The organism is Acinetobacter sp. YH12086 (assembly GCF_013419345.1).
Lineage (GTDB): Bacteria > Pseudomonadota > Gammaproteobacteria > Pseudomonadales > Moraxellaceae > Acinetobacter > Acinetobacter amyesii.
The window spans coordinates 76,591-92,543 of the sequence record NZ_VPAF01000010.1; the positions used below are offsets into that span (position 1 = coordinate 76,591).

A 15,953-nucleotide genomic window follows, 5' to 3' on the forward strand; every position below is an offset into this window, starting at 1 on the left:
GACTGCTTTAGTTTAAATCGCTTTTGCTTAAGATGCGATTTGATTCAGTAACTGATCTGCTTGTTGACGTTGAGATGAAGAAAACTCAGCCTCTTTTTCAGTTAAAATTTCACGTGCAGCGTCATAAGCACCCAGTTTGATGTATTGCGCTGCCAATTCAAGATTCAATTCAATTTCATTGACTTCAACCAGTTCAGGGAATGATTGAACCAATGGATCATTTTGGTCTGTAGCAGATGGGGTTGACGGTGTGCCTAAACCGCTAATGTCAAAACTCACACCACTTGAAGCAGGTGCGGCAGGTTTATCTTCAGGCGTAGACTCAAGGTTAATCTCTGTTGCAGGAGCGACAACCGCGTCTTCTGTTTTTGCTGTTTCAAAAGCACCTAAGTCAAAGTTTAAGGTTGGAGCTTCAACTTTGTTTTCTTCTACAACCGATGTTTCTGTTGTAAATGAAAAATCTAAAGGCTCGATTTTTTCTTCTACAGTTTCTGTTTTGGTTTCAGCCGCAGCTTCAGTGCTTGGGGCAAAGTCCATTACAAAATCAATCGGTTTGATTTCTTCAACGGCAGGAGATGGCTGAGCAATCTCTTCAGTTTTCGGTGTTGCTTCAAGTGCAGGTTCTGGTGAAATTGAAAGCGTGTCAAATTCAAGCGTCTGTATTTTTTCAGCAGGCGCACTTTCAACTGGGGTTGAAATGTCTGCTTTTGCTGGCGTTTCAGTGGTGAAATTAAAATCTAGAGGTTTAATTTCGGCTGCTTTGGGCTCAACAGGTGCAGCAGTTGAACTTTGCATTAAAGCATCAAAATCAGAGGTATTTTGAGCTTTTGAGGGAGCCTCTTCAGTGATCGGTGATACAAAGTTAATGGCATCATCTTTTACATTTTGAGAATTTTCAAACTCTACTTTTTTTGCTTCAGCTTGTTCTAAAATTTCATCGAGTTCAAGTGAACGAATATGGCTCAGCAATTGGCTGATGGCAAATTCGTCTTTTTGTAAAATGTGAATATCTAATAGATATAGATATAACTCATGTTGTGAGTTATCACGTTTTAATGATTGATTGATTTGCGCTTCAGCAGAAAAGAAATTACGTTCCGCAATTAATTTTTCAATTTTGCCACGAGCATCGGTCGTTAATGGCGTCATTGATTTTTTTTCAATGACACTGCTTTCAACCACTTGAGTTTTCTTCGGAGTCGCTTTGGCCGAAACACCCGTTTTCTTGGTTTTAGTGGATGTTGGTTTGGCTTTATCTGATTCTTGATCTTTTTGGCGTTTGTTTAAAAAAACCAATACGATCACTAAGATCACTAATGGAATCACATAAATCAGCATGTTTTAACCCCTTGGAGATAGAGCGATATAAAGTTGCACTCATCTCTATAAAATCTTGATTGGTAACGTTTTAGTTTATTGGCTTCTTTTATCTGCTTGTTGAGCTTTCAACTGTTGTTGCAGTTGAGCAAGACGAGCATTTAATAATTGAATTCTGTGATCCTTTTGATTTAGCGCCAATTCTAATTGAGTTACGTTTCTCTGTAATTTAACGGTTTTTTCACGAGATGTCATAACTTTTAATGACAACTCTTTCGAAGTTTTATTCTTTTCTGCTGCACTGTTGGCAGAAGATTGTGCCGAATCTTGCGCTTTCTCTGCCACCAGACTCATTTCAGCTTGATTCAAGCGGTATTTGGTTTTGCCTGACTGCTTCGAAGGCACTTTGGCAAGTTCTGCAGCAGAGACTTTTACAGGCTGTTTTGCTTGCTGCATACCATGCAGATTTAAGGCAGCACCACGGCGCAGACGGTTTACATCGCCTTGAATGAATGCATGTTCGTTGCTGTTTTTAATTTGTTGCATGACTTCAGAAACAGGGCGGTTTTGTTCTGTCGCGATACGTGAGGCAATCCCCCAAAGGCTTTCATTTGAGCGAACCACATATTTTGCCGCAGGTGTTGCTGTTGATGCAGCTGCAGTACTTGTTGGTTTTGGTGTAGATGCTGTTTGAGTTGTCGTTGTTGGATTTTCACGTTTTTGTGCTGCCTGCTCCGCAGCAAATTTTTGTGCCAATGGGTCTTGAGATCTTGCAGTTGATGCTGTTGCAGTTTGTGTGGCTTGCATTTCTGAACTGACAGAGCCGGTCGAATTGGTTTTTGTAACTTGCGAAATTGATGTTTCAGCACCTGATGAAGTACTTCCGCTATGTTGCTCCGCAGGCGTAACACTATAATTTTGTACATGCGTGACAGGTTCAATCGCAACAGGCGTTGACGTTGCTAATTGTGCTAACTGTGGAGGTGCTTTGGTACTGAGTAATAGGGGTTGTTCTGCAGCTACAGGTGCTTTTGCGGTGTAGAGTGTGCTAACAGGTAAATTTAGGGCAATTTCTTTTTCATTTACAATCACGACAGGTACTAAAGCACGCTCATTGGCGGTTTGATTCGCATTCGATATGGTTGGATTGCGTTTTAATGGGGTACGAATTTGTTGCAGGCGTGAAGCATTACCTTCTTTAATATTAACAATAAAATTAAGCTCAGCGTCGGTCATTGGACGCGAAGAGGTAATGGTAATTACCCCATTGCCTGCACCATCACGACGCGTAAAGAAGTTTAAATGTCCCGGTGGTTGATGCCCTGTACCCATACTTAACAAATCCTCTGCCGTGGCTAAACTTGCATTGAGCGGCACAGATGTATTTGAGTGGCGAAAATGAATCTCAGCGTACAGCAATTCCCCGGGTGCTGACTGGACTTGTACAGGATCAATGCTGATCGCTTGAATGTTTTGAGATGCAATAACGGCTAAAATGGCGATCTTTAATTTGTTATATACGGTCATCTTAATCTTTAGCTCGAATATATGTCGCATGGCGAAAATTATAGATTAGCGAGTTGTCAAAGAATTGTAAAATATTTACACGACAGTTACATAAAAAAGCCGATCAATTGTGATCGGCTTCCTGTTCATAGACTTAAAAATGCTTAAGCAGTTTTATAATCAATGAGAATTCTTAGCATACGGCGTAAAGGTTCAGCAGCACCCCAAAGCAATTGGTCACCCACAGTGAATGCGCCTAGGTATTCTTTACCCATGTTGAGCTTACGGAGACGACCAACTGGAACAGACAAGGTGCCGGTTACAGCAACAGGAGTCAGATCAGTCATTGAAGCTTCACGCGTATTTGGAACCACTTTAGACCAATCGTTGGCACTTGCGATAATATCTTCGATTTCATCCAGTGGAACATCTTTACGAAGTTTTAAAGTCAATGCTTGTGAGTGACAACGCATTGCACCAATACGGACACAGTGTCCATCGATTGGAACGATTTGCTGGTTGCCTAAGATCTTGTTGGTTTCAACTTGACCTTTCCATTCTTCTTTCGACTGACCGCTTTCAAGCTGTTTGTCGATATAAGGAATGAGAGAACCTGCTAAAGGCACACCGAAGTTCGCAGATGGGAAACCTTCACCGCGTTGTAGGGCTGCAATTTTAGAGTCGATATCTAAAATTGGTGAACGTGGGTCATCTAGCAAATCTTTGGTATTGTTGTACAAGTAGCCCATACCTGAAATCAGTTCACGCATATTTTGCGCGCCTGCACCAGAAGCCGCTTGATACGTCATTGAGGTTGCCCATTCCACTAAATTATTTTGGAATAGACCACCTAAACCCATTAACATTAATGAAACGGTACAGTTACCGCCCACGAATGTTTTTGTGCCTTTCACTAAGCCGTCTTTGATTACGTTCATGTTTACTGGGTCAAGTACGATGATCGCTTCATCATTCATACGTAAAGTCGATGCAGCATCGATCCAGTAGCCATTCCAGTTTTCTGCTTTAAGCTTAGGGAAAACTTCAGTCGTATAATCGCCACCTTGGCAGGTGATAATGACATCCATTTGCTTCAGACTATCAATGTCCGTTGCATCCATAAGTGCTGGGGCAGTCTTACCACCAAACGCAGGGGCTTCACCACCTGCATTACTGGTAGAAAAGTAAAACGGTTCGAAATGAGCGAAATCGTTTTCTTCAACCATACGTTGCATAAGGACGGAACCAACCATCCCGCGCCAACCGACCAGACCTACTTTCATGTCACTTTGCCTCGGTGCGTTAAAAAAATAAAAAGGGGGTTCGAGTGTACCAAAAGGGCGCATAACTGCAAGCGCTACATAATGAAAACACCAATAATATTGTGCAATATATCTTGTTTATGTTACATGCAAAACTGATATAAATTTATGAATCAATAAAAAATAAAGAATATAAGGGAGGCGTAATGATTTGGATTGAAATACTGGCGGGCTTCGTCATTTGGTTGACATTTTGGTCACTCATACCACGAGATGAATGGTGGTTTCGTGGTGCAGATTTTCCGCGTCTGCAAATCTTGGCTTTGGGCATATTTGCCTTCATAGGCTTAATTTTATGGAATGCTGAATGGGACTTGGCGCGTGAAATCATTTTAATTGGGTTGATTGCTGCCTTGGCATATCAATTAAAAATGGTTTTGCCTTATACCTTTATTTGGAAAAAACAAGTCAAAAAAGTTCGATCAGACCAGTTAGATAAACAGAAACAAATTTCAATCATTGTCTCAAATGTACTTACGCCGAATACTCAATATCACTTATTATTGGCACAAATACAAAAGCATCAACCTGACTTAGTACTCACGCTAGAAACAGATCAAACTTGGCAAAATGAATTGGCAGTGATTGAAGCTGATTATCCTTATCGCGTACCCGTACCTTTGGATAATTTGTATGGCATGCATTTGTATAGCAAGTTAGAACTTAGTGAAACTGAAGTCAAATTTATTCTCAGTGATGAAATTCCTTCGATCCATACCCGAGTCACCTTAGCATCAGGAAATCAGGTTCAACTGTATTGTTTACATCCCAAACCGCCAAGTCCAACAGAAGCCAAAGATTCAACTTTACGCGATGCAGAATTGCTGATTGTAGGCGATCAGATTAAAGATTTAGATGAAAGTTGCATCGTTATGGGGGACCTGAATGATGTGGCATGGTCACGTACTACACGACTCTTTCAACGAATCAGTGGGCTTTTAGATCCACGTGTTGGACGGCATTTCGTAAATACCTTTCATGCCAATTATCCACTGCTGCGTTGGTCGCTCGACCATATTTTTCATAGTACAGATTTTGCATTGGTACATATGGAACGCTTGCCCAATATTGGTTCAGACCATTTTCCAGTCTATGTGGTGCTGCAAACAGGCAGGGTATTTGAGCAAATCCAAGAAGAATTAGAGCAAACAGATGAAGATGAACAAGAAGCGCAAGAGGCAATTCAGGAGGGTATAGAAAAAGCTGAGAAAGAGGAGAAGATTGTGACCGATGAAATCGCCCGTGATTATAAGGATGGTACGAAGATACCTTGATTTTGTTTGATTTAAGAGAAAAGTGTAAGAAATAGCTTACACAGCTTTCGGCTTCTGACGAATGGTCAGGTCAAGTGTATTGACTTATTCTTTGATCATCGGCACATGGAACTGGGAACGGAACATCCCACTAAGGAAGACGAAGCCGATGGAAGCATCACGGAACGGATGCAGGAAAGGAAAGCCAATAAAAAATAAAAAGAATACTTGTGAAAGCACAACCTCATAGACCCGAGTTTTGCAGGATGCAGAACTCGGGTTTTGCTTTTGTGATATAGAATTTTTTGCTTTTCTTTTGATCAATTTCTTTATACAGTGTGCCAAGAAAAAACGATGAATTTCCAATAAAAATATAGGTATGAGACGTTCTATGCTGTACGAATGGCACCAAAAAATATTGCAGATTACACACTTATCCACCGATGCACTTTCCATTTACCTTGGCTTAATCCTGTTCTTTTTTGTGGCCTTTTGCCATCACCGCCAATTGAAATCACCTTATGCGATTTGGACTGTTGTGGTCGTCGCAGTGGGATTGGAATTGTTTAATGCACGCCATGATATTTTAGATAGAGGTTATTGGCGTATAGGGCAAAGTTTGAAATATATTCTGAATGTCATGTTGTTGCCGCTAATCCTTTGGTTGATGTCCCGATACCGTGTATGGAAGGGCTAAGTGGAAGCCCGAAATTGAAGGGCTAAATGGAAGGATTAAATCGCCAGTTAAAAAATCCTAATAGATAAAAAGATATTGTGAAATTCACAATATCCTTTCTAGATGCTGATCTAGGTGCTTAATTAAAAAAAATTTCCGAGCGCTATCCTGCACAGCAAATATCTATGGTGTGTAGTCAATTAAGCTGAATGCTGAGAGGCTACTTGCGTATACAACTCCAAAGTCTGATCACACATCTCTTTTAAACTAAACATACTGATAGGCTGTACCTGCTGTGGTTGGTCTAAATGCAACTTTAAGGTTTCGAGTAATTGGGTTTCATCATCGACAGTGACTAAACCTTGCGGATAGACATTCGATAAAATTTCAGCTACACCACCACGGTTCCAACCGATTACAGGTGTACCTACAGACAGTGCTTCGAGTACAGTCCGTCCAAAGGTTTCCGCTTGGCTCGACAAAGACAAAACCAAATCGCTAAAAGCTAACCATTCACGGATATCTGAACGATGACCGACAAAAGTAATCCGATCACTCAGCCCTTTAGCCGCAATACTGTCTTGCATTTCTTGTAAATAAGCCGCTTTTTTCGGATCTGCACCACCGACCACCACCGCATGTACGTCGGGATACTGTGTTTGTAGCTGTTCCATTAAATGGATCAGGGTTTCATGACCTTTCAAACGGGTGATACGGCCTGGTAAGCAAATCAGACGCTTATTTTCTAGTTCAGGGAAATCTTTTAGGGTTTGATTGAGCCAGTGTGCTGAGGGGTGATAACCATGTGGAAAAGCCGCAGGGTCTATGCCACGATAAATACGCACAATGTCCTTGGTTGGACAGTTTTTGTAGTTGTCCGTGATGTATTTGACAACACTATCCGAGACCGCAATGACTTTTTCAGCCTGCGTCATGATTTGACTATAGCGATTAATCGAATAAAAGCCATGTACAGTTGAAATCAGGTGAGGTCGCTTGTTTGCAGGAATCCCTTTGAGGGCAAAATGCGTGAGCCACGCAGGGACACGTGAGCGCACATGCACGATGTCTGGTTGATGTTGCTCAATCAGTTTACGTAGAGGACGAATTTGCCATAAGCTCGATAAGGCTTTTTTATGGATTGCGAGCGTGAGGTGAGTTGAACCTTCAGCTTCCAATTGAGTTACCATACGGCCACCATTTGAAACCACTAAGGACTCATGACCGGCGGTCACTAAAGCACGAGCTATTTCTAAGGTTCCTCGCTCGACACCACCACTGTTCAATTCAGGTAAAAGCTGCATTACTTTCATAGCATTTCTCTTTTTTATGTGCTGAGTTGAACTCAATAGATTTTGTCATAGCCTTGTGGGCGGGTTTTAAAGCGGCGATGGAACCACATGTATTGTGTCGGTGCGATTCGCAGCTGATTTTCAATAATTTTATTGGTTCGAATAGCATCCGAAACTTCATCTTCACTCGGAAAATTATCCAAAGCAGGTTCAATCAGCACATGATATTGAGGGTTGCTGATGTCGCCATCTCGATAAAAATACAATGGGATCGCTACGGCTTTAGCAATTTTTAATAAGCGACGATGTGCAGTAACAGTGGCTGCGGGAGTACCAAAAAACGGAGCCATGACCCCTTGTTTTAAACCAAAGTCTTGATCGGGACTGTACCAAATGGCATGGCCATTTTTCAGATTGCGAATCAAGCCACGCATATCATCATGGTCGATTTGGTTGGCATAGATGGTGGCACGGCAACGCACAATCAACATATCCAACAGCGGATTATTTTGCGGACGATAAACCACATCCGGCTCAAAGAACTGTGCGCATAAATAGCCACCAGCATCGAGCAGGGTAGAATGTGTGCCGAGGAGTAAAATACCTTTGCCTTCAGCTTGTGCATTTTGAATATGTTCTAAGCCTTCAATTTGAACCCGATTTTTGAACCACTGCGGGCTGTACCATGCATTTAAGGTTTCAAAAATACCAATCATTTGGTCGATAAAAACCTGTCTTGCATTGGCTTCAACCTGTTCTGCCGTCCATTCAGGAAAGCAAACTTCCAAGTTGCGAATCGTGGTTTTACGACGTGATTTGAGATTATTAAATGCGACAGAACCGAGGAATTGCCCAAGTCGATACTGAATTGCCCACGGAAGAATCGCCAAAATCATAAGAAATACAATCCCTATCCAAATTCCCCAATACTGAGGAAGTAAGAAAGACCATTGGAATTTTCCGGGTTGATATGTTGGCTTTTGACTCATAGGGCTAAATCAAAGATTAAAAAATAGGGTTCAGTTTAGCATGAAGCTGAATTGAAAGAGAAAGTTCAAACTCATGCTGCGCTAGACTTAACCTTTGACTAAACCGCCATCGACAATCAAATTCTGCCCGGTGACTGCACGTGAGTAAGGGGACAAGAACATCATGATGGCCGCCGCAAATTCTTCAGGTGTGGTCACTGTGCGTAAAGGTGTCGATGCTGCGATTAAATCAAACACGGCATCGGGCGTCGCTTTACTGGCATCGGTGCTTTGTAATAAGCCACCTGAAAGCATATTCACATTAATCCCAAACTCACCCAGCTCATGCGCCGCTGTGCGAGTGAAGGCCAAAAGTGCTGCCTTTGCTGCAGTGTAGTCGTGGTAAGGCACGACAGGGTTTTGTACCAGGTTGGTACCAATATTGACAATGCGACCAAAACCCTGTGCTTTCATCTTTGGAAGTGCAGCTTGCGTGGTGTTGAGTGTAGCGACGACTGCGCCATCAAACTGTTGCTGTAAGTGTTGTGCAGTCAGTTCTTCCATTTTAGGACGGGCATCGCCATTAAATTGAAAATGGATGAGGGCATTATTTACGACAGAGGTGATCGCGGTACCAAAATGTGCTTCTGCTGCGGCAAAAAGCTGTTCTACTTGAGCTTTATCTGTGACATCTGCTTGATAGGCAAACACTTGCTGAGGAAATGCGGTCGCCAACTGTTCTGCCGCAGTTTGACTGGATAGATAGTTCACGACCACGCGTGCGCCTTCAGCTATTAAAGTTTGGCTAATTGCCAAACCGAGGCCACGTGCGCCTCCTGTAACCAAGACAATTTGATCTGAAATTTGCATGCTCGTGACTCAATCTAATGTTGAGTGTCACCATAGCAAGCTTTTCGCATTAGCGGAATCATCTTTACAGACGCTGTATACTCCAATTTGAAACTGAGTTATCCGATCTAATAATTCAGCCGAGTCATATGACAAAAAAAAGCCGTATCGAAATACGGCTTTTTCTGTGTGGAATATTTGTGGACTTAGCCTTTAGCGAGCGTTTCTAGCTCATCTAAACGTTCCATTTTTTCTAGCATTTCGTCATCAATTTCAGCAAGACGCTGTGATGCTTTGGTGGCAGCATCGGCGTCAGTCATAAACCAAGTACCGTCGGCTAATTTTTCAGACAATTCAGCTTGCTCTTGTTCCAATGCTTCAATTTCAGTTGGTAGTTGTTCTAGGGCACGTTGGTCTTTATAGCTGAGCTTGACTTTTTTAGGCACGGCAGCGGCAGCCGCTGCTTCGGCTTTAGCCATGGCTTTTTTCACATCGCTTTTTTGATCCACGACAGTTTGGTCAGGACGCTGTTCCAAATAGTCTTGGTAACCGCCGATGTATTCATCGATTTGACCTTTACCATCAAAGACCCAAGTCGACGTCACCACGTTGTCCATAAATGCACGGTCATGCGAAATCAGTAACAGTGTGCCTTTGTAAGCGCTGAGCATTTCTTCCAACAGTTCAAGAGTCACCATATCCAAGTCGTTGGTCGGTTCGTCCATCACGATAAGGTTCGATGGTTTCAGTAGCAGTTTCGCCAACAGAATACGGTTACGCTCACCCCCAGACAGTGCTTTAACTGGTGTACGTGCGCGTTCTGGAGAGAATAAAAAGTCTTGTAAATAACTATAGATGTGACGACGGCTACCGTTTACATCGACATGGTCTGAGCCTTCAGAGACGTTATCTTTCACTGATTTTTCAAGATCAAGTGCATTTCGAAGCTGATCAAAGTAAGCAACTTCAAGTTGTGTACCTGTTTTTACTGTACCAGTATGTTCTTGCTCACCCAAAATAGCTTTGATAAGAGTGGTTTTACCCACACCGTTGTCACCGACTAAGCCGATACGGTCACCACGTAATACCAGTGCCGAGAAGTCTTTGATGATTGGCGCACTGTTGCCAAATTGCACAGCTAAGTTTTCAATTTCAAAGACCACTTTACCTGAGCGCTGCGCATCTTGCGTTGCCATGCTCACTTTGCCTTGTTGTGAACGACGTGCTTTAGACTCTTCACGCAATGCTTTTAGGGCACGAACACGACCTTCGTTACGGGTACGACGCGCTTTAATGCCCTGACGAATCCATACTTCTTCTTCAGCGAGTTTTTTATCGAATAGTGCATTTTGCTTTTCTTCCGCTTCCATTTGCTGAGCTTTGAGTTCGAGGTAACGTGAATAGTTACCTTCATAGCTACGCAAAATGCCGCGGTCAAGTTCCACAATACGGGTTGCGATGCTATCGACAAATGAACGGTCATGCGAAATAAACAACAGGGTTAAGTTGTTTTGATCAAGCAGGAATTTTTCGAGCCATTCAATACTTTCAACGTCCAAATGGTTGGTTGGTTCGTCGAGTAGCAATACATCGGGCTGCGTTAAGAGAGCACGTGCCAATAGAACACGACGCTTACGACCACCAGACAAATCTGCAAGGTCAGCTTCTGGGTCTAGGCCCATTTTACTGAGGATGGCATTCACTTTAGTTTCAAGTGACCAGCCATCCATTTGATCCATCTGATGTTGTAAGTTACCCATGCGCTCACAGGCGTCCATATCGCCGAGTACGCAGGCTTCGCTGGCTTCATGATAAGCACGCAGTACAGTAGCAGCTTCACCTGCACCATCGGCAACAATATCAGCAACTTTGCCCGAATCCATGGGTACATCTTGCGCAAGCATTGAAATCGTAATGCCATTTTGTAATGAAACTTCACCGCCGTCTGGCAATAAAGTTCCCTCAATCAGTTTAAGTAAAGTAGACTTACCTTCACCATTACGACCGATTAGACACACTCGCTCGCCACGTTCTAAACTGAAGTTCGCGCCGTCGAGTAGGGAAGGTCCGCCAAATGCAAGCTGGACGTCCCTTAAAGTAATATAGGCCATAATGTTTCCTGAAATCTTATATGAGGAGTGTAAATTGACTACACAACAAAATCTTGATGAACAGGCGTCATTTTCCGCACCCATTGAAGATTTGCAAGTCCGAATTGCATTTTTAGATGATTTAGTTGACCAACTGAATGATCAAGTTGCGCGTCAAAACGCCGAAATCGCTGATTTAAAGAAACAAATGCAGATGTTGTATCGTCGTATTGAATCGGCAGATTTATCTGAAGGCATCGCGGCATTTGACCCGATGACCAACCGCCCACCGCATTATTAATGTCGATTTTGAATGACAGGCAGATGACGAATCAGCGCCAAAGCTGTGGATTGGTGTAAATTTATTTGACCTTTTGCAGCGTGACAGGTCTAATGCACCGCATCTGCTGATCGAAACCCATTATTTCATCTCATGAGTCAAAAAGTTGTCCTGCTAGATTTGGAAAATAACCCGCCCACAGCAAATCTATTGCGCAATATCATTGAACATTACAGTACTTTGTATGTGTTTAGCTGCAGTGGAAAATTTGAATATGCACTTGAAGATTTAACTGAAATTGCAGGGTGGATCGCGAGTGGTCAATTGGTGGTTTTGGATATTCCAGAAACGCCGCAAAAAGAATTTGAATATGCGGTGATTGTGGGGCAACTGATGGCCTTGATGGATCCAGATGTGCATATTGAAGTGATTTCAGCAATGCCTGATATTGAATTACTGATGGAACAATTGGATGGCTCTGGGCTCAGCGCACATCTTATTCAAATTCAGTCAGAACAAGAAGTTTCACATAAAGTGAAGTATAAAATTCCTGACCTAGAAACCATTCGGAATAAACCTGATTTATTACTGATTAAACACTATTGTGATGGTCTGGAAAAACTCAGTGGCAAGCCAAACAGTTTGGATAAACTGAAAAACTCGCTGATGAATATTTTGCAAGTCTCTAGCGAAAAAGCTCAGCATTTGGTCGGTATGTTGATCAATCTAAAAATCGTCAAACGCTTTGATGAGCAGATTTCGATTCGAAAAAAAGTACTCAAACAATGGGTGCAGCTAGATTTAAATGCGACTGCTGAAACAGCATTGCCCATAAAAACAGACCTGAATGCATTTACTGCTTCACTCGAAGAACAAACCTCAAATACTGATGATACGGCGTCGATGATTCAGGCTGCACAGCAAGGCTTATTTAAAAATTTCAATAAGATTGATCCTGTGCAAATGGAAGTGATCCGAAAATTGCATGAATTAAAGTCAGATAAACCAAAAGATATCTATGCCTTACGTGATTTATTGGAGCAAATGTTCCCGCAATCTGACGTTCGATTATTACTTAAAGAGTTGATCGAAAAAGGATATATCTACTGGAATGGTCACGAAGTGCTGTATAGCCACGAGATGTTCCTGAATTAATTTTATCGAGTGAACTTGCGTTTTATATTGCGCTTATGCAACTCTAATAAAGGAATATAAAGGTTGTGCTATGGAAAATACTGGAATCTGGGTTACCGTTTTTATTGTGGTCTTTGTACTTGGGTCGATTTTTGGACTTCGAGTAAATCCTAGAGAAAAAGCTCTGGGCATTATGCGTGAGAAGGCGCGTAAGATGGGGCTGCACCCACGTTTAGTGGCTGCACCTGCTTGGACCAAGATTCCAATGGCTTCTGAAAAACGTGCCAGTATGGTGGCGTATTACAGTGTGCTGATTCCAGATGCGCGTTTGCCTTTAATGCGTGCTTTAGTGGTCGATGACAAACTTGAACTGGTGCATGGTGATGACAAGTTCAAGGATTTAGCCATTACATTAAAGGGCATTTATGCTATTGATATGCAGGCAAACTGTGTAGGACTCTATTGGAACGAAGAATCTGACTTAAGAGCTACACAGCTTGATGATATGAAAGCATTTTTACATTCATTGGCTGAACTTTAAATTTTAAAAAACCTATTAAACAGGAATGATGGTTAACTATGGCGAACGCTCCTCGGTCCACATCTAAAAGTACCACAGCAAAATCTGCCGATGCTGGGAAAAAGCGTGCGTTAGTGATTGTGGAATCGCCTGCAAAAGCGAAAACAATCAATAAATATTTGGGCTCTGATTACATCGTAAAATCATCGGTGGGTCATGTCCGTGATTTACCTACAGGCAGCTCGAGTAAAACAGCAGATAAAAAGCCAGTAACTCGTGCAAAATTAACTGAAGCTGAAAAAGCCAAAAAAGCACAAAAAGCTTTGGTTAATCGTATGGGTGTAGACCCTGAAAATGACTGGAAGGCACAGTACGAAGTCCTACCGGGTAAAGAACATGTTGTTGCGGAACTGAAAAAGCTTGCATCGCAAGTTGACGAGGTCTATCTCGCAACGGATATGGATAGGGAAGGAGAAGCAATTGCTTGGCATTTAAAAGAAGTAATTGGCGGTGACGACTCACGTTATCAACGTGTGGTGTTCAACGAAATTACCAAAAATGCCATCCAAGAAGCGTTTAAACATCCTTCTCGCCTCGATACAGATAAAGTCAATGCTCAACAAGCCCGTCGTTTCCTCGACCGTATTGTGGGCTTTATGATCTCGCCACTCTTATGGGAAAAAATCGCCCGTGGTTTATCGGCAGGTCGTGTGCAATCTGTGGCTGTTAAACTTGTGGTTGAGCGTGAACGTGAAATTCGTGCCTTCGTTCCAGAAGAATTTTGGCAAGTTTTTGCAGATACCAAGTCGAAGAAAGACGATATCCGCTTAGAAGCAGTGAAGCAAAATGGCAAGACTTTAAAACTGCACAACAAAGCTGAAACGGATGCTTTACTGAACCTGATTAAAGATGCCGATTACACAGTTTCAGCACGTGAAGACAAACCAACCAAGGTCAATCCAAGTGCGCCATACATCACGTCTACACTGCAACAAGCAGCAAGTACACGTTTAGGTTTTTCTGTGAAGAAAACCATGATGTTGGCACAGCGGTTATATGAAGCCGGCTTTATTACTTATATGCGTACAGACTCAACATTCTTGAGTGATGACGCTGTAAATATGGTTCGTGGTCATATTGAAACTGAGTTTGGACAAAAATATTTACCGGCAAAACCAAATCGCTACGGCAATAAAGCTGGTGCGCAAGAAGCCCATGAAGCGATTCGTCCATCAAATGTAGCGCTAAAAGGCGATAGTTTGGTGGGTGTAGAGCGTGATGCGCAGCGTCTTTATGACCTGATCTGGCGTCAGTTCGTTGCATGTCAAATGACCCCAGCAGAATATTTATCATCAACGATTTTAGTCAATGCCAATGGTGTTGAACTCAAAGCCAAAGGCCGCACATTGGTCTTTGATGGTTTCACTAAAGTGCGTGGCCAAAACAAATCGGATGATGATGTACTGCTACCTGCTGTAAAAGTTGGGGAAGTACTCAAGCTTGAAAAATTAGATCCATCTCAACACTTTACTAAACCACCTGCGCGCTTCACTGAAGCATCATTGGTCAAAGAGCTTGAGAAAAAAGGGATTGGTCGTCCATCGACGTATGCTGCGATTATCTCAACCATTCAAGACCGTGGTTATGTGAAGCTCGATAACCGTCGTTTGTTCGCCGAGAAAATGGGTGAAATCGTGACAGACCGTCTCGATGAAAACTTTAATAATTTGATGAACTATGCATTTACGGCAGATCTTGAAGGTCAACTAGATAAAGTCGCCGATGGTGATCGTAACTGGAAAGAGTTACTCAATAGCTTCTACGGTGATTTTAAAACACGTTTAACCACAGCTCAGGGTGAAAATGGCATGCGCCGTAATTTACCTGTAGAAGTGGATGCTGTGCACTGTAAAGAATGTGATCGTCCGATGCAGATTCGTACAGGGACTACAGGCGTGTTCTTGGGTTGTTCAGGTTATAACTTACCGCCAAAAGAGCGTTGTAAGGGGACTTTGAACCTGACACCTGTAGAATCATTGGCTGCACTGTCTGACGATGACTCGGCAGAAACAGCAGATTTAATGTCGAAAAAACGCTGTCCAATCTGTGAAACAGCCATGGATAGCTATGTGATTGATGGTGGGCGTAAGTTGCATATCTGTGGTAATAACCCAGACTGCGCTGGTTTTGAGCTTGAAGAAGGTGAGTTCAAAATCAAAGGTTATGATGGTCCAACCATTCCGTGCGACAAATGTGATGGCGAAATGCAATTGAAGACAGGCCGTTTCGGTCCTTACTTTGCATGTAATAGCTGTGACAATACACGTAAAGTGTTGAAGAGCGGTCAGCCTGCACCTCCACGTGTAGATCCAATTAAAATGGAGCACTTACGTTCAACAAAACATGATGACTTCTTTGTCCTTCGTGATGGCGCAGCAGGTTTATTCTTAGCTGCAAGTAAGTTCCCGAAAGTACGTGAAACTCGTGCACCGAAAGTCGCGGAACTACGTTCTGTCGCAGATCAGTTGGATGCGAAATATCAGTTCATCTTACAAGCACCAGATGTCGATCCTGAAGGAAACCCAACATTAGTAAAATTCAGCCGTAAAAACCAAGCGCAATATATTGGTTCTGAAAATCCTGAAGGCAAACAAACCAAATGGTCTTTGGTGTACCAAGACGGTAAGTGGGTTGAGGCTTAAGCTTTAAAACCAATAAAGTGCTGACTTCGGTCGGCATTTTTTAT

At 42.5% G+C, this 15,953-nt stretch carries 13 protein-coding genes; 6 read left to right on the top strand and 7 right to left on the bottom strand.

What is annotated here, in order from left to right; all coding sequences use genetic code 11:
* Positions 1-27 precede the first annotated feature (27 nt).
* The 3 genes from FTU29_RS11940 to asd all read right to left on the bottom strand — a co-directional run bounded on the left by FTU29_RS11940 (position 28) and on the right by asd (position 4,106).
* Positions 28-1,338: a fimbrial protein FimV gene (locus FTU29_RS11940; protein ID WP_180122010.1), complete on the bottom strand. Its 1,311-nt coding sequence runs from the start codon at positions 1,336-1,338 to the stop codon at positions 28-30.
* 75 nt (positions 1,339-1,413) lie between these two features.
* Positions 1,414-2,844: a hypothetical protein gene (locus FTU29_RS11945; protein WP_180122012.1), complete on the bottom strand. Its 1,431-nt coding sequence runs from the start codon at positions 2,842-2,844 to the stop codon at positions 1,414-1,416.
* Positions 2,845-2,987: 143 nt separating this feature from the next.
* Positions 2,988-4,106 (bottom strand): aspartate-semialdehyde dehydrogenase, encoded by a 1,119-nt coding sequence (gene asd, locus FTU29_RS11950; protein WP_180122014.1) that lies wholly within the window; start codon positions 4,104-4,106, stop codon positions 2,988-2,990.
* 185 nt (positions 4,107-4,291) lie between these two features.
* Here asd and FTU29_RS11955 point away from each other — a divergent pair, with 185 nt between their 5' ends.
* Both FTU29_RS11955 and FTU29_RS11960 read left to right on the top strand, forming a co-directional pair.
* Positions 4,292-5,419 carry an endonuclease/exonuclease/phosphatase family protein gene (locus FTU29_RS11955; protein ID WP_180093271.1) on the top strand — a complete coding sequence of 376 codons (1,128 nt, stop codon included), beginning with the start codon at positions 4,292-4,294 and terminating at the stop codon, positions 5,417-5,419.
* 370 nt (positions 5,420-5,789) lie between these two features.
* Positions 5,790-6,095, top strand: coding sequence for a hypothetical protein (locus FTU29_RS11960; protein ID WP_257226927.1), 306 nt, complete (start codon positions 5,790-5,792; stop codon positions 6,093-6,095).
* Positions 6,096-6,274: 179 nt separating this feature from the next.
* Here the strand turns inward: FTU29_RS11960 and FTU29_RS11965 are convergent, their stop codons facing one another.
* The 4 genes from FTU29_RS11965 to FTU29_RS11980 all read right to left on the bottom strand — a co-directional run bounded on the left by FTU29_RS11965 (position 6,275) and on the right by FTU29_RS11980 (position 11,294).
* Positions 6,275-7,387, bottom strand: coding sequence for a glycosyltransferase family 4 protein (locus FTU29_RS11965; protein ID WP_180122017.1), 1,113 nt, complete (start codon positions 7,385-7,387; stop codon positions 6,275-6,277).
* A gap of 32 nt (positions 7,388-7,419) precedes the next feature.
* A complete protein-coding gene (lpxL, locus tag FTU29_RS11970) occupies positions 7,420-8,355 on the bottom strand; it encodes an LpxL/LpxP family Kdo(2)-lipid IV(A) lauroyl/palmitoleoyl acyltransferase (RefSeq protein ID WP_180122019.1) in 936 nt (311 codons plus the stop codon).
* Positions 8,356-8,442: 87 nt separating this feature from the next.
* Positions 8,443-9,204 (bottom strand): 3-oxoacyl-ACP reductase, encoded by a 762-nt coding sequence (locus tag FTU29_RS11975; RefSeq protein ID WP_180122021.1) that lies wholly within the window; start codon positions 9,202-9,204, stop codon positions 8,443-8,445.
* A gap of 185 nt (positions 9,205-9,389) precedes the next feature.
* Positions 9,390-11,294: an ATP-binding cassette domain-containing protein gene (locus tag FTU29_RS11980; RefSeq protein WP_180122023.1), complete on the bottom strand. Its 1,905-nt coding sequence runs from the start codon at positions 11,292-11,294 to the stop codon at positions 9,390-9,392.
* Between the two features lie 34 nt (positions 11,295-11,328).
* Here FTU29_RS11980 and FTU29_RS11985 point away from each other — a divergent pair, with 34 nt between their 5' ends.
* From FTU29_RS11985 to topA, 4 genes are all read left to right on the top strand, one after another.
* Positions 11,329-11,574 (top strand): SlyX family protein, encoded by a 246-nt coding sequence (locus FTU29_RS11985; protein ID WP_078189840.1) that lies wholly within the window; start codon positions 11,329-11,331, stop codon positions 11,572-11,574.
* 132 nt (positions 11,575-11,706) lie between these two features.
* Positions 11,707-12,708: a hypothetical protein gene (locus tag FTU29_RS11990; protein WP_180122025.1), complete on the top strand. Its 1,002-nt coding sequence runs from the start codon at positions 11,707-11,709 to the stop codon at positions 12,706-12,708.
* 70 nt (positions 12,709-12,778) lie between these two features.
* Positions 12,779-13,228 (top strand): hypothetical protein, encoded by a 450-nt coding sequence (locus tag FTU29_RS11995; RefSeq protein WP_078189705.1) that lies wholly within the window; start codon positions 12,779-12,781, stop codon positions 13,226-13,228.
* Positions 13,229-13,266: 38 nt separating this feature from the next.
* Positions 13,267-15,909: a type I DNA topoisomerase gene (gene topA / locus FTU29_RS12000; RefSeq protein WP_180122027.1), complete on the top strand. Its 2,643-nt coding sequence runs from the start codon at positions 13,267-13,269 to the stop codon at positions 15,907-15,909.
* Positions 15,910-15,953 lie beyond the last annotated feature (44 nt).